Annotated in this window: 18 protein-coding genes; 15 read left to right on the forward strand and 3 right to left on the reverse strand. The window is 52.5% G+C overall.

The window, feature by feature from the left end; genetic code table 11:
• Positions 1–9 precede the first annotated feature (9 nt).
• The 8 genes from OO017_RS13735 (at position 10) to OO017_RS13770 (ending at position 13515) form a co-directional block, all read left to right on the forward strand.
• Positions 10–1488 (forward strand): RagB/SusD family nutrient uptake outer membrane protein, encoded by a 1479-nt coding sequence (locus tag OO017_RS13735; RefSeq protein ID WP_266053102.1) that lies wholly within the window; start codon positions 10–12, stop codon positions 1486–1488.
• 132 nt (positions 1489–1620) lie between these two features.
• Entirely contained in the window at positions 1621–3216 is a 1596-nt protein-coding gene (locus OO017_RS13740) for a glucoamylase family protein (protein WP_266053103.1), read from the forward strand.
• 55 nt (positions 3217–3271) lie between these two features.
• Entirely contained in the window at positions 3272–4663 is a 1392-nt protein-coding gene (locus tag OO017_RS13745; RefSeq protein ID WP_266053104.1) for a glucoamylase family protein, read from the forward strand.
• A 262-nt stretch (positions 4664–4925) separates the two neighbouring features.
• Entirely contained in the window at positions 4926–6656 is a 1731-nt protein-coding gene (locus tag OO017_RS13750) for a family 43 glycosylhydrolase (protein WP_266053105.1), read from the forward strand.
• Between the two features lie 54 nt (positions 6657–6710).
• A complete protein-coding gene (locus OO017_RS13755) occupies positions 6711–8873 on the forward strand; it encodes a glucoamylase family protein (protein ID WP_266053106.1) in 2163 nt (720 codons plus the stop codon).
• A complete protein-coding gene (locus tag OO017_RS13760) occupies positions 8870–9544 on the forward strand; it encodes an SGNH/GDSL hydrolase family protein (protein WP_266053107.1) in 675 nt (224 codons plus the stop codon). Before OO017_RS13755 ends, OO017_RS13760 begins: the two co-directional genes overlap by 4 nt.
• 16 nt (positions 9545–9560) lie before the next feature.
• Positions 9561–11912 carry a beta-glucosidase BglX gene (bglX, locus tag OO017_RS13765; RefSeq protein WP_266053108.1) on the forward strand — a complete coding sequence of 784 codons (2352 nt, stop codon included), beginning with the start codon at positions 9561–9563 and terminating at the stop codon, positions 11910–11912.
• Between the two features lie 82 nt (positions 11913–11994).
• Complete coding sequence (locus OO017_RS13770) at positions 11995–13515, forward strand: sulfatase family protein (RefSeq protein WP_266053109.1); 1521 nt, start codon at positions 11995–11997, stop codon at positions 13513–13515.
• 18 nt (positions 13516–13533) lie between these two features.
• Here OO017_RS13770 and OO017_RS13775 read toward each other — a convergent pair whose 3' ends face one another.
• Entirely contained in the window at positions 13534–13746 is a 213-nt protein-coding gene (locus OO017_RS13775) for a hypothetical protein (RefSeq protein WP_266053110.1), read from the reverse strand.
• Between OO017_RS13775 and OO017_RS13780 the strand changes: the two genes are divergently transcribed.
• The 7 genes from OO017_RS13780 to OO017_RS13810 all read left to right on the forward strand — a co-directional run bounded on the left by OO017_RS13780 (position 13745) and on the right by OO017_RS13810 (position 20582).
• Positions 13745–14668: a formylglycine-generating enzyme family protein gene (locus OO017_RS13780; RefSeq protein WP_266053111.1), complete on the forward strand. Its 924-nt coding sequence runs from the start codon at positions 13745–13747 to the stop codon at positions 14666–14668. The genes OO017_RS13775 and OO017_RS13780 overlap by 2 nt on opposite strands.
• A gap of 4 nt (positions 14669–14672) precedes the next feature.
• Positions 14673–16439, forward strand: coding sequence for a family 43 glycosylhydrolase (locus OO017_RS13785; RefSeq protein ID WP_266053112.1), 1767 nt, complete (start codon positions 14673–14675; stop codon positions 16437–16439).
• Between the two features lie 37 nt (positions 16440–16476).
• On the forward strand, positions 16477–17274 hold the full coding sequence (locus tag OO017_RS13790; RefSeq protein WP_266053113.1) for a carboxylesterase family protein: 798 nt from the start codon (positions 16477–16479) through the stop codon (positions 17272–17274).
• Positions 17275–17571: 297 nt separating this feature from the next.
• Entirely contained in the window at positions 17572–18036 is a 465-nt protein-coding gene (locus OO017_RS13795; RefSeq protein ID WP_266053114.1) for a thioredoxin family protein, read from the forward strand.
• A 58-nt stretch (positions 18037–18094) separates the two neighbouring features.
• Positions 18095–19150 carry an FAD:protein FMN transferase gene (locus tag OO017_RS13800; protein WP_266053115.1) on the forward strand — a complete coding sequence of 352 codons (1056 nt, stop codon included), beginning with the start codon at positions 18095–18097 and terminating at the stop codon, positions 19148–19150.
• 8 nt (positions 19151–19158) lie between these two features.
• Positions 19159–19377 (forward strand): DUF4266 domain-containing protein, encoded by a 219-nt coding sequence (locus tag OO017_RS13805; RefSeq protein WP_266053116.1) that lies wholly within the window; start codon positions 19159–19161, stop codon positions 19375–19377.
• A 20-nt stretch (positions 19378–19397) separates the two neighbouring features.
• Positions 19398–20582, forward strand: coding sequence for a DUF3570 domain-containing protein (locus tag OO017_RS13810; RefSeq protein ID WP_266053117.1), 1185 nt, complete (start codon positions 19398–19400; stop codon positions 20580–20582).
• 77 nt (positions 20583–20659) lie between these two features.
• On the opposite strand, the gene OO017_RS13815 is transcribed toward OO017_RS13810, so the two are convergent.
• Both OO017_RS13815 and eboE read right to left on the reverse strand, forming a co-directional pair.
• Positions 20660–22057, reverse strand: coding sequence for an alkaline phosphatase family protein (locus tag OO017_RS13815; RefSeq protein ID WP_266053118.1), 1398 nt, complete (start codon positions 22055–22057; stop codon positions 20660–20662).
• Entirely contained in the window at positions 22002–23309 is a 1308-nt protein-coding gene (eboE, locus tag OO017_RS13820; RefSeq protein ID WP_266053119.1) for a metabolite traffic protein EboE, read from the reverse strand. The genes OO017_RS13815 and eboE overlap by 56 nt, the downstream gene beginning before the upstream one ends.
• Between the last annotated feature and the right edge of the window lie 31 nt (positions 23310–23340).

The following is a 23340-nucleotide window of genomic DNA, read 5'->3' on the forward strand; positions in this document are numbered from 1 at the left end:
GAACAACTCATGAAAAATATACTTTACAGCGTTAAGCGCAACTCGTTTATACTTATCAGCGCCCTGGCCATCGGAGGTTTGGCATCCTGTTCAGAAGATTTCCTGGATGTGGAACCTGAAGGAGTAGGCGTAGGGGAGGACTTCTTTACAACTGCAGAGCATGCCAGGCTTGCTATCAACTCCGTGTACGGCAACTTGAGGGAGTGGAACAACATTGCCTTCGCCCATCTGGCCATCACCACCATCACCTCTGATAATGCTGCCAAAGGCAGCGTGCCAGGTGACGCTGGTTTTCTGGATGACTTCGATAACTTTACTCTTACAGCTACAGAGGGGCAGTTGAACGGATACTGGAACGGCCAGTATCAGGCTATAAACCTGACAAACCAGGTGCTTACCAATGTGCCTCAAATAACAATGGACGCGACTGAAAAGGAGCGTATTCTGGCAGAAGCGAAATTCTTCCGTGCCTATCATTACTTTAATCTGGTAAGAGCCTTCGGAGGCGTGCCTCTTCGCTTATCTGTACCAGTGCCTGGTGAGCAGGAGGATCCTGCTACCCTAAACATTCCACGATCAAGTGCAGAGGAAGTATACACGCAAATCATACAGGACCTGACAGAAGCTGCAGCGGATTTACCAAACAGAGGAGCTGCCGAAAGAGGTCGTGCCACCCAGGGAGCTGCCTTAGGCATGCTGGCCAAAGTGCAGCTCTATCAACGCAATTGGCAGGAGGTAATTAATCTGGCTAATCAGATTGAAGGCTTAGGCTATGGCTTGGTGGAGGATTATTACAGCATTTTCCGGATCGCCGGGGAGCACAACAACGAATCTCTCTTTGAGATAGAAGCGCAAACTATACCCGGTAACTGCGGCGCTTCCAACAGCCAGTGGGCAGAGGTCCAGGGTGTAAGAGCTCAGTTTGGTTGGGGCTTTGTAGAGCCTACCGAGGATCTGGTAAATGCCTATGAGGAAGGTGATGAGCGCCTGGAGGCAACTATCCTGTTCAGAGGCGAGACAACTCCGGAAGGTGATGTGATTAACCCAAATGCGCCGAACCCGAGGTATAACCAAAAGGCATATGTGCCAAGCTTCATTACAAATGAATGTGGGTATGCCAAAGATCAGAACGTCCGTATTTTACGCTTTGCAGAGGTACTATTAATGCGTGCTGAGGCTGCCAATGAGTTGGGCGATACTCAGCAAGCCTTAGCAGACCTGAACCGCGTCCGAGTAAGAGCCGGGTTGGATCCTATTGAGTCAGCCTCACAGGAGGAGCTTCGCCAGATTATATGGCACGAGCGCCGTGTAGAACTGGCCCTGGAGAATGGTGACCGCTTCTTTGACCTGGTGCGCCAGGGCAGGGCTGCCGAGGTACTGCAGGCGCAGGGTAAGCAGTTCACAGAAGGTGTGAATGAGGCAATGCCAATCCCGCAACAGCAGATCATTCTCAGTGGCGGTACTCTAACCCAGAACCCGGGATATTAATCTTTAAACATTAAAGTATGGAGCCGCTGCAAAGTATGGCTCCATACTTTCTTTTCTATCAAACTAACCCCACCCTTACCACAAAGGATGATCAAAAAACAGCTTTGGTACTGTTGCCTGCTACTGCTATGTATGCTGCTGTCTTGCAAAGGCGAGACGGAAGAAGCACAGCCTGCACCAGAACCGACTGATCCTATTACACCTCCTGCAGTTACCGCTGCCGAAGACAGAGCCCTACTGGACAAAGTGCAGGAGAACACCTTCCGCTACTTCTGGGATTTTGCCCACCCTGCCAGCGGCATGGCCCGCGAGCGCAGCAGTTCCGGCGATGTGGTAACCACAGGCGGTACAGGCTTTGGTGTGCAGGCTATACTTGTAGGCGTGCACCGCGGCTGGATTACCCGCGACCAGGCTGTAGAACGACTAAACAAACTTACCGATTTTCTGGCCAGTGCCAACCGCTATCACGGCGTATGGCCGCACTGGCTGAACGGCAACTCCGGGGCTACCATCCCTTTCAGCCCGAAAGACAACGGCGGCGACTTGGTAGAAACTTCCTTTCTGATGAATGGCCTGCTGACGGCACGGGCATACTTTAATGGTGCCGGGGCTGAGGCAGAACTCAGGCAAAAGATTACCCTACTCTGGGAAACCGTGGAGTGGGACTGGTACGCCTCGCGCGGCGACGGCAAACTCTATTGGCATTGGAGCCCCAACTATGGCTGGGAGATGAACATGCCGATCCGTGGCTGGAACGAAGCCCTGATCACCTATGTGCTGGCAGCCTCTTCGCCTACACACCCAATCGCACCGGATGTATACCAGAACTCCTGGGTGAGCGCCAACTTTGGAGCAGCGCAAAACTACGCCGGTTATACATTGAAGATGGGACCAGGCTACGGCGGTCCGCTGTTCTTTGCCCATTATTCCTTCCTTAGCCTCGACCCGAAACAACTGGAAGACAGCTATACCAATTACTGGCAGCAGAACCTCAACCACACAATGGCGAACCGCTCGTACAGCCTAAACATGGCACCCAAAAACTATGGCTACACCGAGAGCTTCTGGGGCCTCACCGCTTCGGATGATCCGGATGGTTACGCTGCCCACGCACCCACCAACGATAACGGAACCGTGGCTCCTACGGCGGCACTTGGCTCTTTTCCCTACACGCCTTACTACAGCATGCAGGTACTCCGGAACATGTATAAAGGGCTAAGCAGCAGAATGGTGGGAGAGTATGGCCTGAATGATGCCCACAACAAAGCCCGCAACTGGACCGCTTCCGACCATCTGGCTATTGACCAGGGACCGATTGTGGCGATGATCGAAAACTATCGCAGCGGTTTGCTCTGGAGCTTGTTCACTGATCTACCGGAGGTGCAGGCGGGGCTGGCGAAACTGGGCTTCCGGGAGCCGGTTTACGAAACAGGCTTTCCGCTGGTAACACCCGATGTAATGACCGGTCAGGTAGACCTGCTGCGCCACCCCGACCACGACAACTATTTGATAGATGTGGCTACCAAAGAGGCCGATACTTATACTTTAAAGTTACTGAAAGAAGACGGTACAGAGGTAAAAACCATCTGGAGCAACGAGAGTAAAGCGACTGGTCTGGAGCAGGTGGCGCTGGGGCAGGAACTGGAACCTGGCAAGTATAAACTGGCGCTTAGTGCAGCTGCCGGAGGCTGGGGCGCAGCATACGAAATCATACTTTACCTGCATTAGCCACAAGTATAAAACAGCATCAGAAAAAGAAATCATAATACAAACGAGCATAAAGATGAAAAGAACCTTACTAGCCATACCGCTGTTGGCCGCCCAACTGTTCTACGGGTGCCAGACAAGCTCCGAAACTTCCACGTCTACCACGGATGCTTCAGATTCTCAGGCTGATACGACGGCCAGCGCCGACCAAATACTTTCAGATGACGAACTGCTGACGCTGGTGCAGAAGCAGACCTTCCAGTATTTCTGGGATGGCGCCGAGCCTAACTCCGGACTTGCCCCCGAGCGCATCCACATGGATGGCGTTTACCCGCAGAACGACCAGACCGTGGTAACCACCGGGGCCACAGGCTTTGGATTGATGGCCATTGTGGTGGGCATGGAACGCGGTTTTATTACCCGCGAAGAAGGGGTGAAGCACCTGCAGAAGATGATGAATTTCCTGGAGAAGGCTGACCGCTTTCACGGTGCCTGGAGCCATTGGATTCAGGGTGAGACCGGTAAAGTAAAGCCTTTTGGTAAGAAAGATAACGGCGGAGACCTGGTAGAGACGGCCTTTCTGGTGCAGGGTATGCTTACGGTGCGCGAGTATCTGAAAGATGGCAACGAGCAGGAGAAAGCGCTGGTTGCACAGATAGACAAGCTCTGGAAAGAAGTGGACTGGAACTGGTACCGCAACGGCAAAAACGTACTGTACTGGCACTGGAGCCCGGAGTATAACTGGGAGATGAACTTCCCGGTAACAGGCTACAACGAATGCCTGATCATGTACGTGCTGGCGGCCTCTTCTCCTACGCACGGTGTGCCGGCCGAAGTATACCACGAAGGATGGGCAAAGAACGGGGCTATTAAATCCGATGCAAAGGCCTACGGACGTGATGTGGTGTTGGGCCACAATGGGCACGAAGGTACGGTAGGACCGATGTTCTGGGCGCACTACTCCTACTTAGGCTTAGACCCGCGCGGACTGAAGGACAAGTATGCCGACTACTGGAAACTGAACCAGAACCACACCATGATACAGTACGACTACTGCATGGACAACCCGAAAGACTACGAGGGCTACGGCAAGGATATGTGGGGACTCACCTCGAGCTACTCGCCAAACGGCTACGCCGGACATAGCCCTAAAAACGACTTGGGAGTGATCGCTCCGACGGCAGCACTGTCATCCTATCCCTATGCCAAAGAAGAATCGCTGCGCATGATGCGGCATATGTACGAGGACATGAGGGACAAAGTATGGGGTGAGTATGGCTTCTACGATGCCTTCTCTGAGGAAAAAAACTGGTATACGCAGCGCTACCTGGGCATTGACCAGGGACCTATCCCGGTGATGATCGAAAACGGCCGCACCGGTTTGCTGTGGGACCTGTTCATGAGCGCACCTGAAGTACAGGCTGGCCTGAAAAAGCTTGGCTTTGAGAGTCCTCAGTTGAAGAAGTAAAGTATAGCACCAGCTAATCAATCATACTAATTAAAGAATGTTCTCTTTTAAAGTAGGGGCGTTTCATTCTGATAAATGAGTATGAAAACTGCTGTCATTCTGTTAAGAAACTTGGTTGATGGGAGGTTAAGCCTCAGCTATTAGCTACCAAGACCCTTCCAGGATGACAAGAAAAAAAGAAAATGAAACGACCCTGCCTTGAAGGGGGCAGGAGGATGATAATCACTCTGCAGAAATCAATATAGCCGTAAACTATACAGCAATGAAAAAATCCATACAGGCCATACTTGCGCTGCTTATACTTGGCAGTTTAAACACAACTCTGGCGCAGCGCAACCAAGCGAACACCTACTGCAACCCGGTCAATATCGACTATACGTATGCGGTGTATGATGCCTATAAGGATATCTCGTACCGCTCCGGTGCCGATCCGGCCGTGGTGGAGTTTCGGGATGAGTACTACATGTTCGTGACCCGCTCCATGGGTTACTGGCACTCCAAAGACCTGAATAACTGGGAGTTTATTTATCCCGATAAATGGTATTTCCAGGGCTCCAATGCACCGGCGGCCTTCAACTACAAAGACTCGGTGCTGTACGTGGCCGGTGATCCGTCGGGCTCCATGAGTATACTTTACACTGATAATCCCAAAAAAGGCGATTGGAAAGCAACGCCCGGCATATTGAATAACCTGCAGGACCCCGCTCTGTTCATCGATGATGATGGTCAGGCCTATATGTATTGGGGTTCCTCCAATAAATTCCCGGTCCGGGTGAAGAAGCTTGATATGAAAGATCGCTTTAAACCGTCTGAAGAAACTGTAGAGCTATTTACCCTGCACGGCGATGAGCACGGGTGGGAGCGCTTCGGCGAGAACCATGCCGATACGGTACTGGCCGGCTATATGGAGGGCGCTTGGATGACGAAGCACAATGGCAAGTACTACCTGCAATATGCCGCTCCGGGCACTGAATTTAACGTGTATGGCGATGGCGTATACATCGGGGATAGTCCGCTGGGGCCATTTACTTATGCGCCAAACAACCCAGTTTCTTACAAACCGGGGGGCTTTATGAACGGGGCGGGCCACGGCAGCACGGTTGTAGGGCCGAACGGAAAATATTGGCATTTTGGCTCTGCCACGGTGTCGGTAAACATGAACTGGGAGCGCCGCATCAGCATGTTCCTAGCGGGTTTTGATAAAGAAGGCCTGATGTACGTGAACGCATACTTCGGAGACTACCCGCACTTTGCACCCACCATCAAGGGCAAGGAGGGCGAGTTTACCGGCTGGATGCTGCTCTCTTACAACAAACCTGTAAAAGCCTCCTCATCGCTACAAGACTTTAAACCGGAAAGCATCACAGACGAAAACGTGAAAAGCTTCTGGGTGGCCGAGCAGAACAACGACCAGCAATGGCTTGAAATCGATTTGCAGAAGCCGGGCGAAGTATACGCCATCCAGGTGAACTACCACGATTATAAATCTAACCTTTACAGTAAGGAGCCGGGCCTATACCATCAGTATGTAGTGGAGGGCTCCACAGACGGTAAAAACTGGCAGATGCTGGTGGATAAGAAGAACAATAAGGAAGACGTGCCGAACGATTACGTGGAGCTGACCAAGCCGCAAACGGTGCGCTACATCCGCTTTAAAAACATCCATGCACCAACTACTAACCTGGCCATTTCGGGGCTGCGCGTGTTTGGTAAAGGACAGGGCAAGGCACCTACCCGTGTGAAAGACTTCAAAGTTGTTCGCCAGAAAGACCGCCGCGATGCCATGATTACCTGGGAAAAGCAGGCGAATGCACAGGGCTATAATGTACTATGGGGAATTGCCCCGGATAAACTCTACAGCTCCTGGATGGTGTACGGTGATAACAAACTAGACCTGAAAAGCCTTGGCGTGGACCAGGAGTATTACTTCGCGGTGGAGGCCTTTAATGAGAACGGCGTTTCCAGTAGGACGAAGGTGGTGAAAGTGAAATAAGAACCAGGCCAAAAGTCCTCCTTCAAAGGGGGATACAACAGTAACAGGCAAACTATGAAGTATAATTTTCTTTTTTTCATACTCTTGTTGAGCGCTACAAACCTAATGGCGCAGGAAACTCCGTACACGCGGGTTTTCTTCGACAACAGTCTAATGGAGAAAAGCCATTTCTATACTTCGGCCAGTTATACTTCGCCGAGCTGGGTAAAGAACAGTACTGGCAAGTTGCCGGTAAGCGAAGAAGTATACTTTACGCCCGGCAACGCGCTAGAACTGAAGTATAAATCCGGGAAGGGAGGCCAATGGCAGGCGCAGGTGCTGTATCATCCCATCCGGGGCATGGATTTTTTCAGGCCGCAGGAAAAGCTGGTGTTCAGGCTTTATGCAAAATCCAACTCGGCTGCTGCAGAGCTTCCGGCTATAGCCATTGGCAAACGTGAGGCAAAGGAGCTTTCAGCTTTCCTGCCAATGCAGGACTACATCAAAACATATAAAACAGGGGAGTGGCTGACGGTGGAAGTGCCGCTGAAAAATTTCAATAACCTCAGTTACAAAGATCCGAAGGAGGTGGACGTGGTGGCTTTCCAGCAGCAGGCAGAGGACGGGAAATGGCACGAATTATACTTGGATCAGGTGGAATTTATGCCCTCTCAACCAGCAGCAAGTATAAAATCAGGCCCCAAGTTGCTCAGCGCCAAAGGTTACGAAAAGCACATCGACCTCACCTGGGAAAAGCTCACAGACCCGGCTGTGCGGTACGTGCAGATACACCGCTCCACCGATAACAAAAGCTTTAAGCCGGTTGCCATACAGTTGCCTTCCATCAGTCGCTATGCCGATTACGTGGATACCGTTGGACAGACCTTTTATTATAAGATCAGCCTGCTGGGAGATGATTACAAAGCAACTGCAACTTCAGCAAGTATAAGCGCTGCCACCAAAGCCATGACGGACAAAGAGCTACTGGACATGGTGCAGGAAGCGAATTTCCGCTACTACTGGGAGGGAGCGGAGCCTAACAGCGGCTTGGCTCTGGAGAACATTCCGGGGCGTAGAACGATGGTAGCTTCGGGTGCTTCGGGGTTTGGTGTGATGGCTTTGCTGGTAGGTATGGAGCGCGGCTGGATAACGAGGCAGCAAGGAGTAGAGAGGTTTGTGCAGATCGTACGTTTTCTCGATAAAACCGAGAAATTCCACGGAGCCTTCTCCCATTTCATCAGCGGCGAAACCGGCAAAGTGGAGCCTTTCTTCGGGCAGCGCGACAACGGCGGCGATTTAGTGGAGACAGCTTTTCTGGTGCAGGGGCTGCTGGCGGCACGGGAGTATTTTACGGGCAACAGCGCACTGGAGAAAGAGATACGCGACACCATCACCAAACTTTGGCGCGGTGTGGAGTGGGACTGGTACCGCAAAAAGCCAGAATCGGATTTCCTAACCTGGCATTGGTCGCCGGACAAAGAATGGGTGCTGAACCACCAGCTCATCGGCTGGAACGAAACCATGATCGTGTACCTGCTCGGAATCGCATCGCCTACACATAGTATACCGGCCAGCATGTACTACAGCGGCTGGGCCAGCCAGAGCGAGAGGGCGCAAAAGTATAGATCGGACTGGGGACAGACCAGGGATGGCGCCATGTACAGCAACGGCAAATCATACTTTGGGGTGGAGCTGCCGGTGGGCGTTTCAAATGGCGGGCCCTTGTTCTTTGTGCATTACTCCTTCCTGGGGCCCGACCCGCATAAGATCACCGATAAGTATACCACCTACTTCGAAAACAACCGTAGCATCGCGCTCATCAACTATCGCTACTGCGTGGAGAACCCGGAGAACCACCAGGGCTATGGCGAAAGCAGCTGGGGTCTTACCGCCTCCGACGGCCTTTGGGGCTACTCGGCCAACGAGCCTGTGCCGCACGCCGACAACGGTAAAATGACTCCAACAGGTGCCCTGGCTTCATTCCCGTATACCCCCGAAGAGTCCATGCAGGCGCTGAAGCATTATTACCGCGATTACGGGCATTTTTTGTGGGGCAGCTATGGCTTCCGGGATGCCTTTAACCTGGACGAGAACTGGGTGTCGCCGCTTTATATGGGCCTGAACCAGGCACCCATCACCGTGATGATCGAAAACTATCGCAGCGGCCTGATCTGGAACCTGTTCATGAAGAACAAAGAGATACAAGAAGCCCTTAAGAAAATAGAGAAAGCAAAATGAGAAAACTGAGTTTACACCTGGCCATACTTATAGCAGCATTTCTGGCTATGCCATCCATGGCGCAGTCGCAGCAGGCCGCACCGCCTTTCTGGAACGAGATTGAGGCATTTAAGCAGCAGGACAGCGTGCAGATGCCTCCTGAAAATGCAATCCTGTTTGTAGGCAGCTCCTCTATCCGGATGTGGAAAAATCTGCAGGAGATGTTTCCGAAGCACACGTTGATTAACCGTGGCTTTGGCGGCTCCAATCTGCTGGACCTAGAGCGCTACCTGAATGACATTGTGTTCCCGTACCAGCCAAAGCAGATCGTGATCTACTCCGGCGAAAACGACATCGCCTCCGACACGGTGCAGGCGCAGGAGGTGCTGGAACGCTTCCAAAGTGTGTTCCAGCAGATCCGTGGAAAGATGCCACAGGTGCCGGTAGTGTTTGTGTCCATCAAGCCAAGTCCATCGCGCATAAAGTATAATCCAATTATCGTAGAGGCCAACGAACTGATAAAACAGTATCTGAAAACGCAGCCCAAAACAAAGTATGCGGATGTGTATACGCCCATGCTCCGCGCGAATGGCAAGCCCAAACCCGAGATTTTTATTCAGGATAGCCTGCACATGAACCAGCAGGGTTATCAGATATGGCAAAAAAAGATTACTCCTTACTTAATAAAATAACCTAAACAAAGTATTCATGAAACGAATCATACGCACAGCACTGGTCATGTCGATAGGCCTGGCAAGCACGCAATGCAGCACCTCACAAACAGGATCCACAGCACAGGAAACGCAAACAGTGGCGAGCACTACAGCCCCTGCCTCTGCTGCTGTGGCAGACCCGGAGATGAAGAAGTTTGTGGATGACCTGCTCAGCAAAATGACGCTGGACGAGAAGATCGGTCAGCTAAATCTGGTGTCGGTAGGTTTTGACGTGACGGGCCCAGTGGTGAGCAAAAACGTGGACGAGAATATCCGCAAGGGCAACGTGGGGGGCGTGTTTAACACCTATACGCCGATTGCCGCCAAAAAACTGCAGGAGTTCGCCGTAAACAACACACGCCTTAAAATTCCGCTCCTGTTCGGCTACGATGTAATTCACGGGCACCGCACCATTTTCCCGATTCCGCTCGGTCTTTCGGCCAGTTGGGATATGGAGACCGTAGAGCGCAGCGCCCGCATCGCCGCCGATGAGGCCTCTGCCGACGGCCTGAACTGGGTTTACTCGCCGATGGTGGATATTGCCCGCGATGCCCGCTGGGGCCGCATAGCAGAAGGTGCAGGCGAGGACCCATACCTGGGTTCTGAGATTGCTAGGGCCATGGTGCGTGGCTATCAGGGCGATGACCTGACAAAAGAAAACACGGTGATGGCCACCGTAAAGCACTTCGCGCTGTATGGTGCCTCCGAGGCCGGCCGCGACTACAACACCGTGGATATGAGCATGAACCGCATGTTTAATGAATACCTGCCGCCTTACAAAGCGGCCATCGAAGCTGGGGCGGGTAGTGTGATGACCTCCTTTAATGAGATAAACGGCGTACCGGCCACTGGCAATCGCTGGCTGATGACGGAGCTGCTGCGCGACCAGTGGGGCTTCGACGGTTTTGTGGTGACGGATTATACCGCCATCAACGAGATGATTGCGCACGGTGTGGGCGATGAGGCCAAGGTGGGCGAACTGGCCCTGAAAGCCGGCTCTGACATGGACATGGTAGGAGAGGTTTACCTCAATAACCTGAGACAATCTGTAGAAAAGGGCAATCTGACGGAGGAGGACATCAACACAGCGGTGCGCCGCATCCTGGAGGCAAAGTATAAACTAGGCCTGTTCGAGGACCCGTACCGCTACGCAGACGAAGCGCGGGCAAAAAATACCATCATGAAGCCGGAGTACAGAGAGGCTGCCCGCGATATTGCCCGCAAAAGTATGGTACTCCTGAAAAACGAAAAGCAGGTGCTGCCCCTGAAGAAAACCGGCTCCATCGCCCTGATAGGTCCACTGGCCAACAACCAGCGCGACCTGATCGGTAACTGGAGCGGCGCCGGCGACTGGAAGCAGGCGGTGTCGGTAGAGCAGGGTATAAAGAACGTGGCGGGCAATAGCGTGAAGATCAACTATGCCAAAGGCGCTAACATTACCGACGACGAGCAGATGATCAAACGCCTGAACGCCCACGGCGGCGAGCTGCAGCTCGACAAGCGTAACGCTGAGCAAATGATTGCCGAGGCCGTGAAGGTGGCGCAGAAATCAGACGTAATTGTGGCCGTGGTAGGCGAGTCGCAGGGCATGAGCGGGGAAGCCGCCAGCCGTGCCGACATAACTTTGCCGGGCCAGCAGCGCGAATTGCTGAAGGCACTGAAGAAAACAGGGAAGCCGATGGTGGTGGTGCTGATGAACGGCCGCCCGCTGGCCCTCAAATGGGAGGATGAGAACGCCGATGCCATCCTGGAGACCTGGTTTGCAGGCACCGAGGCGGGCAACGCGATTGCTGATGTGCTCTTCGGTAGCTATAACCCGTCCGGTAAGCTTACGGCTACCTTCCCGCAGGTGGTTGGCCAGATTCCGTTGTACTATAACCACAAAAACACCGGCCGGCCATTTAACGGCGAACTGCTGAACAAGTACACTACCCGCTACATGGACGTGACCAATGAGCCGTTGTACCCGTTTGGGTATGGCCTGAGCTATACTACTTTTAAGTACTCGCCGCCACAACTGAGCAAAAACAGCATCAGCCCGAATGAAAACGTGGAGGTAACGGTGCAGGTGCAGAACACTGGTAACTACGATGGCGAGGAAGTGGTGCAGCTGTATGTGCAGGATGTGGTAGGAAGCATAACGCGCCCGGTAAAGGAGCTGAAAGGATTCCAGAAGATTAACCTGAAAAAAGGCGAGAGCAAAACGGTGACATTCACTATCGAACCTGAAGACCTGAAGTTCTACAACAACGACCTGGAGCATGTGCTGGAGCCGGGTGAGTTTAAAGTGTATGTGGGCACCAACTCCCGCGATGTGCAGGAGGCTGGTTTTACCGTAACTCAATAATTGATAGGGGAGCTGGTACTGCCGGACCTGAAAAGCTGGCGGTGCCACTTCCATATAATTTCAAATATTTTTAAGATCCGCTATGGAAAAGCTCTATAACCTTAAAAAATGGTTCATTTGCCTGGGGGCCTTGTTGGTGTGGCTACCGCAGGCACAGGCCCAGAAAAAGAGTCAGGCTAAGCCCATGAACGTAATTTTTATACTTAGTGATGACCACAGGTATGATTTTATGGGCTTTATGAACAAAGTGCCCGGGCTGGAAACCCCTAATATGGACCGTATGGCCAAAGAAGGCGCGCACCTGCAGAATGCCTTTGTTACCACATCGCTTTGCTCACCCAGCCGGGCCTCTATACTTACCGGGCAGTATGCCCACACCCACGAGATAGTGGATAACAGCGCGCCGCTGCCAGAGGGGCTCACCTTCTTTCCGCAGTATTTGCAGGAGAAAGGCTACCAGACCGGCTTTTTCGGCAAATGGCACATGGGCAACACCGACGATAAGCCGCAGCCAGGGTTTAATAAATGGGTAAGCTTTAAAGGGCAGGGCGTGTACTACAATCCTACCTTTAACATCGACGGGAAAGAGGTGAAACAGCCGGAGGGCAGCTACACGACTGACCTGCTGACGGATTATACGTTGGAGTGGCTGAAGAAACGCGATAAGAACAAGCCATTCTTTGCGTACCTCTCACACAAGGGTGTGCACTCGGAGTTTATGCCGGCCAAGCGCCACGAAGGCAAGTACAAAGACATTCAGGTGGTGAGTCCGCCATCGATGTACCTTACCGCCACGGACTCCAGTAAACGCTGGGGAAAGATACAGGAGCCGAAAGGCCCGGTAAACGTGCGTGATATACCTAACTGGGTAAAGGCGCAGCGTAACAGCTGGCACGGCGTGGACGGCATGTATGACGGCGACATTGAGTTCGACGACTTTTACCGGCAGTACCTCGAAACGCTGCTGAGCGTGGACGAAAGCATAGGCCGCGTGCTGGATTGGCTCAAAAAAGAGGGGCTTGACAAGAATACCCTCGTGATATACATGGGCGACAATGGTTTTCAGTTCGGCGAGCTGGGCCTGATCGATAAACGGGACATGTATGAAGCCTCCATTCGGGTGCCGCTGCTGGCCCGCGCACCAGGCCTGATCAAACCGGGTACCAAAGTAGAGCAGATGGTGATGAACGTGGACATTGCCCCAACCATCATGGAACTGGCAAGTATGGAGAAGCCGGCACATATGCAGGGCAACTCGTTCCTGCCGCTGCTGAAAGGGGAGAAGATCCCGTGGCGCAACAAGATGTACTACGAGTATTACTGGGAGTGGGCCTTCCCGCAGACGCCGACCATTTTCGGGGTGCGCACCGACAAGTATAAGTATATTTACAACCACGGCGTTTGGGACATCAACGAGCTTTACGATATCCAGAAAGATCCTCAGGAGATGAATAACCTGATCCGAAACCCTGAATATGAAAAGATTGCGGGAGAGTTGAAGGCAGACATGTGGAACTGGCTGGAGTCTACAAATGGCTTGCAGATACCACTCAAGAATGTGCCTTACAAACGCATAGACCTTCCGTATAAGAGTACCTATTAAACATAAAAAAGTAACTATTTATACTTTGCGATATACCGGACCATACGCTGTATTGGCAGCCATACTTGCCTTGTCAGCCTGCAACACGGGTACACCAGATACAGTGGCTATAGAGCAGGCCGCCACTGACACAGCCACTGTAGCCACATGCAGCGATGGTTTGCCGGCACGCTTTACCAGCACATCTTCCGATGTTACATACGAGAGCAGGAAGGTATCGCATGAGGGCATGGTATGGATCGGAGGCGGCACCTTTGCCATGGGTGCTGAAGACAAGGAGGGAAGACCGGACGAATATCCGCAGCACCGGGTAAAAGTGGATGGTTTCTGGATGGATGCCACTGAAGTGACGAACGACCAGTTTGCCGAATTTGTAGAAGCTACCGGCTACGTTACTACCGCCGAGCGTGCCCCTGATTGGGAAGAACTAAAAAAGCAGTTGCCATCTGGCACCCCAAAGCCACACGACAGCTTGTTGGTAGCAGCCTCACTGGTATTTACGCCCCCGGTTCAGCAAATCTCCCTGCACAATCCGGGGCAATGGTGGAGCTGGAAAAAAGGAGCCAACTGGCGACAACCGCAGGGGCCGGGCAGCAGCATCAAAGGCAAAGGGAATTACCCAGTGGTGCAGGTATCGTGGGATGACGCAGCCGCCTATGCAAAGTGGGTAGGCAAGCGCCTGCCAACCGAAGCAGAGTGGGAATATGCTGCGCGCGGGGGAGCAGATAACCAGCTATACCCCTGGGGCAACGAGGATGTGGAGGCAGGCAAGCCAAAAGCGAATACCTGGCAGGGAACCTTCCCTAACAAGAATACCGGTTGGGATAAGTATAGCGGGCTGGCACCTGTTAAACGGTTTGCCCCAAACAAGTATGGCCTCTACGATATGGCCGGCAATGTATGGGAGTGGTGCTCCGACTGGTATGCCGCTGACTATTACAGCACTGTAGGCGGACGCGTTTCTGATAACCCTGCCGGGCCATCCAGAAGTATAGATCCGCAGGAGCCATCGGTACCCAAACGCGTGGTTCGTGGTGGTTCGTTCATGTGCCATAGCAGCTACTGCAAAGGCTACCGCGTCACTTCGCGCATGAAGGCGTCGGCAGACACAGGGCTGGAGAACACAGGATTCAGGTGTGTGTCATCAAAATAAATGTATGAAGTATAGCCCTAACAGCATCAGAAGTATAAAAATTAAAGTATGGATGCATACTATACTTGCCTGCCTTATACTTTGGTCAAATCCTTTACACTGCAATGCGCAGCAGCAGACTTATTGCAACCCGATCAACATAGATTATACCTACAGTGTGGTGCACGCCAGCCGTGGCTGGTCATTCCGTTCCGGTGCCGATCCTGCTGTGGTACCTTTCCGGGGCGAGTATTACATGTTCGTGACACGCTCGCAGGGCTACTGGCATTCCAAAGACATGCGCAAATGGCAGTTTATCAGGCCGCAAAGCTGGTATTTCGAGTCCTCCAACGCGCCAGGGGCCTGGCCCATGAAAGATTCTGTTCTGATCGCTCTGGGAAATCCGGCTGCCGCACAATCCGTTATTTACACTGATAACCCGAAACTTGGCAGCTGGCGGGGCGCTCCTTCAGTTCTGCCGATCACGCTGCACGACCCGGCCCTTTTTGTGGATGACAATGGCAAAGTATATCTGTACCATGAGTCGTCAAATGTACACCCGCTACAGGGGATACAACTCAACCCGAAGCATTACTTTTTGCCTGTCGGCGAGAATAAAAAGCTCATTACGCTGCACCCGGAGAAGCATGGCTGGGAACGGTTCGGGGAAAACCACACGGACACAGCTGCCGGTTACCTGGAAGGAGCCTGGATGACGAAGCACAATGGCAAATACTACCTGCAGTATGCCGCACCTGGCACGCAGTGGAATGTATACGCCGACGGAGTTTATACTTCTGATTCGCCGCTTGGGCCGTTCACTTATGCCGAATACAGCCCCTTTTCTTACAAGCCCGGTGGCTTTATAAGAGGAGCAGGACATGGCAGCACCGTACAGGACCCCTGGCAGAACTGGTGGCATTTCGGGACGATGGTGATAGGTATAAACTTTAACTTTGAGCGGCGCCTCGGGCAGTTTCCAGCCGGCTTTGATAAGGACGGGCAACTCTACACCAATACTGCTTACGGCGACTACCCGCACTATTTACCATCACCGGAAAATAAAAACCGCAAAAGTTTATTCACCGGCTGGATGCTCTTATCTTATAACAAACCCGTGAAAGCCTCCTCGGCACAAGAGGAGTTCAAGCCCGAAAACGTGGTGGATGAAAGTATAAAATCTTTCTGGGTGGCTAAAACAAACGGACCCAAAGAGTGGTTGCAGGTTGATCTGGAGCAGGTAAGCGAAGTAAGAGCCGTACAACTGAACTATCACGACCATAAGTCCAACATCTTCGGAAAACCGGACACGCTTTATCACCAGTATTTGCTGGAGCATTCCCTGGACGGGCAAAAGTGGGAGGTTCTGGTGGATAAACGACAAAATAAGGATGATGTGCCACACGATTACGTAGAGCTTCCTCAACCGCAGAAAGCCCGCTATATCCGCTTTACCAATAAGTATGTTCCTACGCCTAACCTGGCGATTTCAGGACTGCGGGTATTTGGCAATGGCCCTGGTAAAAAGCCCGCAACTCCGGCTAAGTTTAAGGCCGAGAGAGCTACCGACAGACGACAGGCAAAGCTGGAGTGGCAGCCTGTAAAGGGAGCGCAGGGTTATATGCTATACTTTGGCATTGCGCCGGATAAGCTTTACAATTCGGTGATGCTCTACAAAGACAATAGCTATCAGTTAAATGCGCTCAATGTTGATCCTGCTTACTATTTTCAGGTAGAGGCTTTTAACGAGAACGGCATCAGCAAAAGATCAAAAGTGTTAAAAGCTGAGTAAACACCGCATACTAAGTATAAAGTATAACATCACCCACATGAGAAAGTATAAACACCCTTTACTAGCGCTGCTGCTGCTGTTGCTGCTGGCAAGTATAACCGCGCAGGCACAAGGCGAACTAGACGCTTACGAGCGCAAAATGTACGTGCAGGGTAACGATACGCTGCCCTACCGCATACTTTACCCCAGAAATTTTAACCCGGACGAAAAATACCCGCTGGTGCTGGTGCTGCACGGCGCCGGCGAGCGCGGCGATAACAACGAGGCGCAGTTGGTGTATGGGGCCAAACGCTTTCTGGATGAGCAGGAGCAGTACCCGGCCATTGTAGTGTTTCCGCAGTGCCCCCAGGACAGTTATTGGTCTAACGTGAATATTGAGAAAGATGAAAACGGCAAGCGCACCTTTAACTTTCGGGAGAATGGGGAGCCGACAGCAGCCATGGCCTCACTGATGGGCCTGCTGAAGCAGCTGCGCAAAAGCGGCAACGTAGACAAAGACCGGGTATACCTGGGCGGCCTTTCGATGGGAGGGATGGGCACCTTTGAACTGCTGCGCCGCAAGCCCAGGGTGTTTGCCGCAGCTTTTCCGATCTGTGGTGGCGGGGCACCCGAGACAGCCCGTAAGTATGCCAGAAAGGTAGAGAGCATCTGGGTTTTCCATGGGGAGGAAGATAGTGTAGTGCCGGTAGAGCATTCCAGGATAATGGCCGGCGCGATAGAGAAGGCCGGAGGCAACGTGAAGCTGACGGTGTACCCGGGCGTGAACCACAACAGCTGGGACTATGCCTTTAAAGAGCCGGAGCTGCTGCAGTGGCTGTTCTCACACGAGAAATAAGAAATCATTTTAGCGTGCTCCCAGTGAGCATAGGATTTATCTCCGGAAAAGAGGTGGAAGTTTCTTCCGCCTTTTTTTATACCCTTAGCTACAACAGCAGCTGCAGCAGCCACGTTTTATACATAGGTTTTTAGTGCAAGAGGTGATGCTGCATTTGTGCGGTTAAAACCATGATTTGTGCTGTTTAAAACCTTGACGTTAAGCTATATTTACCTTCTTTGGTGAAACTTATTGGCACTATATTTTCTTTTAAGAGATATAGCTGCAGCTGCAGAAGAACCTTACAAATTTGAACCTATGATGAAGCGAATCCTTTTTTCCTTAGTTTTTGGAATGGCCCTGAGCCTGAATGCCGCCTTCGCCCAAAGTACTGCCAGCGAAGAATGGAAAGTGAAGTATGAGGCTGCCGTTGCGGAAGCAAAGGCAGAACATAAACCGATCCTGATGGTGTTTGCCGGGTCTGACTGGTGCAAACCGTGTATCATGCTGAGCAAGGAAGTATGGGAGTCAGAGGAGTTTAAGCAGTATGCCAAAGACAACCTGGTGCTGCTGGAACTGGATTTCCCGAGAATGAAAAAGAACCAGCTCCCCGCAGACCAGACAAAGCAAAACGAGGAACTGGCGGCCAAGTATAACAAAGACGGCATGTTCCCGCTGGTGGTGTTAACCGATGAAGAAGGTAACGTAATCGCCAAGACAGGCTACAAAGCCGGAGGCCCTGCCAAATACATCGAGCACCTGAAAGAACTTCAGAAGAATTAAGAACCACGCCCACTCTGCCCAGGAGTGGGTTTTTCTTTATCCAAACAAATTTAAAACGATGCTGCAACGCCTATTTATTCTCTTGCTCTTGTGCTGTACGGCCCTGGTGCAGGCGCAGGCACAACGCTTGCCAACCAAGGAGCCTCAAACCCATAAAAAAGTACAGTTGCTGATGGGGACGCGGTTTGAGTTGGCAGCCGTTACGCGGGACGAGCAGAAAGCATGGGAAGCCATCGATGCCGGCATCAAAGAGATTCAGCGCATCGAGGCCCTGATCTCGGAATGGCAGCCAACCTCCCAGACCAGCGAGATAAACCGCAACGCCGGCATCAAACCGGTAGTGGTAAACCAGGAACTCTACGACCTCATCAGCCGCAGCAACCGCATCTCCAGCATGACAGGCGGCGCATTTGATATCTCTTTCGCCTCCATAGACAAAGTATGGAAGTATGACGGTAGCATGAAAGCGCTCCCGACACCAGATCAGATCAAGGCATCCGTTTCCAAAATCAACTATAAGAACATCATTCTGAACCCCGAAAACCACAGCGTCTTTCTGAAAGAACCTGGGATGAAGATCGGCTTTGGGGCCATAGGTAAAGGCTATGCCGCCAACCGCGCCCGCGACGTGATGCGCGAAATGGGTATTGAGGGTGGCGTAGTGAACGCTGCCGGCGACCTGGTAACCTGGGGCAAACAGCCTGATGGGCAGCCATGGTACGTAGGCATTGCCGACCCGGAGGAGAAGGACAAGGTTTTCTCGTGGCTTACGGCTGATAACACGGCCGTGGTGACTTCGGGCAATTACGAGAAATTTGCGGAGGTGGGTGGCCAACGCTACTCGCACATCATCGACCCGCGCACCGGTTACCCTGCCAAAGGACTGAAAAGCGTGACGATCGTTTGCCCGAACGGTGAGCTGGCCGATGCCCTGGCAACAACCGTGTCGGTGCTGGGCAAAGAGGAGGGGCTGTACCTGGTGAACCAGCTAAAAGGGGTAGAGTGCCTGCTGATAACCGACGAGGATGAGATCGTGACGTCAGAAAGCCTGAGCCTTCATTATTACCAGAACAAGAAAAAAACTGCAGCTGCCCAGACAGCTACAAATAAATAAATCAGACTATGAAGAAGTATAGAATCTTACTGGCCGGCTGCTGTCTCATGGCATTTATGAGCAGCTGTGAGGTGGTAAAGCCCTATCAGAAAACCTACCTGAATGAAGAGGAAATGAAGCTGAGTGCCCGTAAACTGGAGAGCTTTGAGGTTAATTTTGAGTCGTACCGCGAGGGTGCCTCCGGGGCCAACGGAGGAAAAGTGGGAGGAGGTTGCGGATGCAATTAGGGTATAAATTCTTAGGATTTATGGCAGCCTTCGCCATGGCCTCCGTAAGCGGTTTCGCACAGAATGCCGCCCCACGATCCGGAAGACGCGTGCAGGAACTTCCCCCAGCCGATGTGAATATCCTGGCCAGCTACTACAGCCAGACAGGCGACCACTCCCCGGTAACAGGCGGAGTCGGCACGGAGGAACTGACAGATGTAACCCCAACCGTTATCGTGAACGTGCCCCTGGATACGGTTACCAACCTGCTGGTGAATTTCGGCATGGATTTTTACTCCTCAGCTTCAACCGATAAGATAGACTTTAACGTATCGTCGGCCTCCAGCTCAGATATGCGCGCGCACATAAACGTGGGCCTGAGCCGCCGCAATAGCCTGAGCCGTGTTACCAAAAGCATTACCATCGGGGGTTCCACTGAGTATGATTACCAGTCGGTTTCCCTGGCGGGTAGCTGGGCGAAGGAGTCGCGGGACGGCAACCGGGAAGTGAGCTTTGCGGGGCAGGTTTTCTATGATACCTGGACGCTGATTTACCCGCAGGAACTACGGGGCAATGGCCCTTGGGTAGATACAAACAAACGCCAGTCCTTTAACCTGTCAGCCACCGTTTCGCAGGTGATCAACAAACGGTTACAGGTATCGCTTACGGCAGATGCGGTGTACCAGACGGGACTGCTCTCCACGCCGTTCCACCGGGTGTATGTGCAGGAGCAAGAAGAGGCGCTGGTGGAGCAGTTGCCCGACAGCCGCCTTAAGTTCCCGGTCGGCCTGCGCGCCAATTACTACCTCAGCGACCTGCTGACGGCGCGTATGTTTTACAGGTTTTATGTGGATGACTGGGGCATGGTAGGCAACACCCTAGAGGTGGAGACGCCGTTTAAGATGGGACCGTTTTTCTCCATCTACCCGTTCTACCGCTTCCATACCCAAACGGCAGCAGACTACTTCGCTCCATATAAAGAACACGCGCTTAGCCAGGAGTTTTATACGTCAGACTACGACCTGTCTGACCTGAGTAGCCATAAAGTTGGCATCGGGGTGCGCTACTCGCCTTTGTTTGGCGTCGCTAAGTTCGGCTTGCCCTTCACCCGCAACGACACGAAACTGAAAAGTATCGAACTGCGTGCCTCCCAATACTGGCGCAGCGATGGCCTGAAGGCGTTCCTGATCAGCACGGACCTTGGCTTTACCATCCCTTCGGAATAAAAGCATAACATATAAAAAGAGCGAGTCCACTGTTTTGCAGTGGACTCGCTCTTTTTATACTTTCATTTGCGTTACGTCTATGCAATAAACACCGGCTCGGGCTTTGGCACCTGCAGGTGGTCAAGTATCAAGTCGAACACATCCACGGCCTGTACTTCCTGTGGCATATCCTTTTTATACTTTGTGAGCAGCAGTGGCCACTCATTCTTATCTTCCGGAATGCGGCCATGCGAGCCTTTCACCAGTGTGGCATCCAGCGGAATAATATCGAGCACGGTACGGAAGCCCAGCTTTTTACGAAGCAGCTTACCGGCCACCAGCGGCAGTGGGAATTTAATTTTAGGGTCGATGAACAGCTCCACGGGGTCGTAGCCAGGCTTTTTGTGGATGTCTACCATGCGGGCGTAGTCTGGTGCCTTTTTATCGTCGAGCCAGAAGTAATACGTGAACCAGGCATTGGCTTTGGCCACCACTACCAGCTCGCCGCAGCGCTCGTGCGCCAGTCTGTATTTGTAGCGTTCTTTACCCTCGAGTACTTCTTCCACCCCATCAACCTGTTGCAGCATTTGTTTTACCTCCGATACTTTAGCAGCGTCTTTTACATATACATGCGCCACCTGGTGGTCGGCTACAGCAAAAGCTTTACTCATGGCCATGTCCAGCAGTTCCGTTCCGCGTTCCACACGCACGTGCAGGTAGCCCTTTTCGCGCAACACCCGGTTTAGGTGCACCGGCTGGTTTACGTCCGAGATGCCGTACTCCGACAGCACCATTACCTGCGCACCTTTGGCCTCATAGAAGGCAATCAGGTCGCCGGCTACCGCATCTATCTCCTGCAGGTCTTTGGCAATGCGCGGGTCCGACGGGCCGATGCGTTGCAGGTTGTAGTCGAGGTGGGGGAGGTAGATGAGCGTGAGCGTGGGGTTGTACAGGTTATCGGTTATCTTACTTGCATCGGCTATCCACTTACTGGATTTAATAGATGTTTTTGGGCCCCAGTAGCTGAACAGCGGAAAAGTGCCCAGCTCTGCCTGCAGCTTGTCGCGCAGGTCGGCGGGTTGGGTATAGCAGTCGGGCAGTTTACGGCCGTCGGCCAGGTATTGCGGGCGCGGGGTTAAAGTATAATCGGCAGTGGTGTTCATGTTGTACCACCAGCCCATGTTGGCCACGGTAAAGTTTGGGTCGGCCGCTTTCGCTATTTCCCATACTTTGGGTGCCTGCACCAGCTTATTCGATTGCCGCCACAGCTTCACCTCATCCTCATCCCTAAAGTACCAGCCGTTGCCTACTATGCCGTGTTCCTCGGGCCACTTGCCGGTGAGGTAAGAAGACTGCGCCGTACAGGTTACCGCCGGAAGCACCGGTTTTATACTTGTCTGCTGTGCCGCAGCGGCCCATTTTGCCAGAAAAGGCGTGTTTTTACCGATCAGCGATTTCGTCAGCCCGACGATGTTCAGGACTACCGTTTTCTGCATTGTTGGAGTTGTTAATGTTTTGTAGAACCCACTCCAGCTCCCGCTGGATGGATGTTGACAAATCTTTCTTGATTTCTTTAGGGAGTACCTCCCAGGTATAGGTTTCGACCTCCAGGTGCTGGGTTACCGGGTCCTGCTGCAGCAAAAGCAACACTTTTGCCACATCCTCCTGGGTAGACTGCAAACCGTTGTACTGTTCGGTAAAGAGCGGCACATGGAAGTGCGTACGCCACTCTTCGGCACCGGGCTTGCGGATGTGCTGCAGCGCAAAGGTCAGGTCGGGGTACTGCGTCAGCTTGCCGTCTTTGTCTTTCTCCACCACCTGGTGCAGGTAAGTATCCTCGGCTAAAGTAGCCATGGTCTCAGCTATCTCACTGCGTGTCTCCACGTCCTCGGGAAGTGTGCTTTTAAGTGCGGCGCTGAGCTGAATCTTGCCAATTTTAATGCCAGCATGTTTCAACTTGGCAAATGCTTCGGCAGGCTTCTCGTAAGCCAGCGCGAAGTGGCAGACATCGTAGCACAGCTGCAGGTGCCTGTATATGGCTTCAGTCGCCTCCTCCTTTGGCAGGCTCAGCTCCTCCTGCAGGTGCTGCATGCCCTTCGGCAGCAGCCACTCCTGGTAATAGTTGATCACCTCCCTCGAGTTTTCCAGCAGCCCGTCTGGCTCCGGCTCTATGTCGATGTGGATGATCTTACCGGTTTCCTCTTTCAGCTTGACGAGCTCCGCCACCAGTTTCACCAGGTTTTGGGTTGCTTGTGTATACGTAGCTTTTACTTTCTGCTCATCCTCCTCCAGCAGCCAGGGTTTATAAGAGAGAGGGGAGGTGGAAATGCCGCCTTCCATGCCCTCGGGCAGCAGCTCAGCCAGGATGCGGGCCAGCCGCAAAGTATAATCCAGCCGGTCCTGGGTCGTCCAATCGGGTTTGTGCACGTGGTCCTTCACTGCCTGGTGGTGAAAGCCTCCGTACGGGAAGCCGTTCATGGTAAACACATAGAGCCCTTGATCCTGCAGCCAACGCTTAAACTCCTGCAGCCGGCTTGTATCCTCCTGTAGTTCCTCGCTCGCCTTATTTGAAAGGCGCAGACCTATTCCAAGTGGTTTATCCGGTGAGATTTCCTTTTTTAGCGGCGGGAAGTATGTTTTCAGGTTCTGAAAAACCTCATTCCAGCTTTCGCCGGGATGGATGTTGGTGCAGTAAGTAAGATGATACCCTTTGTCCAGAAACATGTTCAGGTGTATTAGGTGAGACATCGGCAGCCCACAAGCGAGCTGCCATCTCTAT

It is taken from the genome of Pontibacter anaerobius (genome assembly GCF_026241195.1).
GTDB classification, from domain to species: Bacteria; Bacteroidota; Bacteroidia; order Cytophagales; family Hymenobacteraceae; genus Pontibacter; species Pontibacter anaerobius.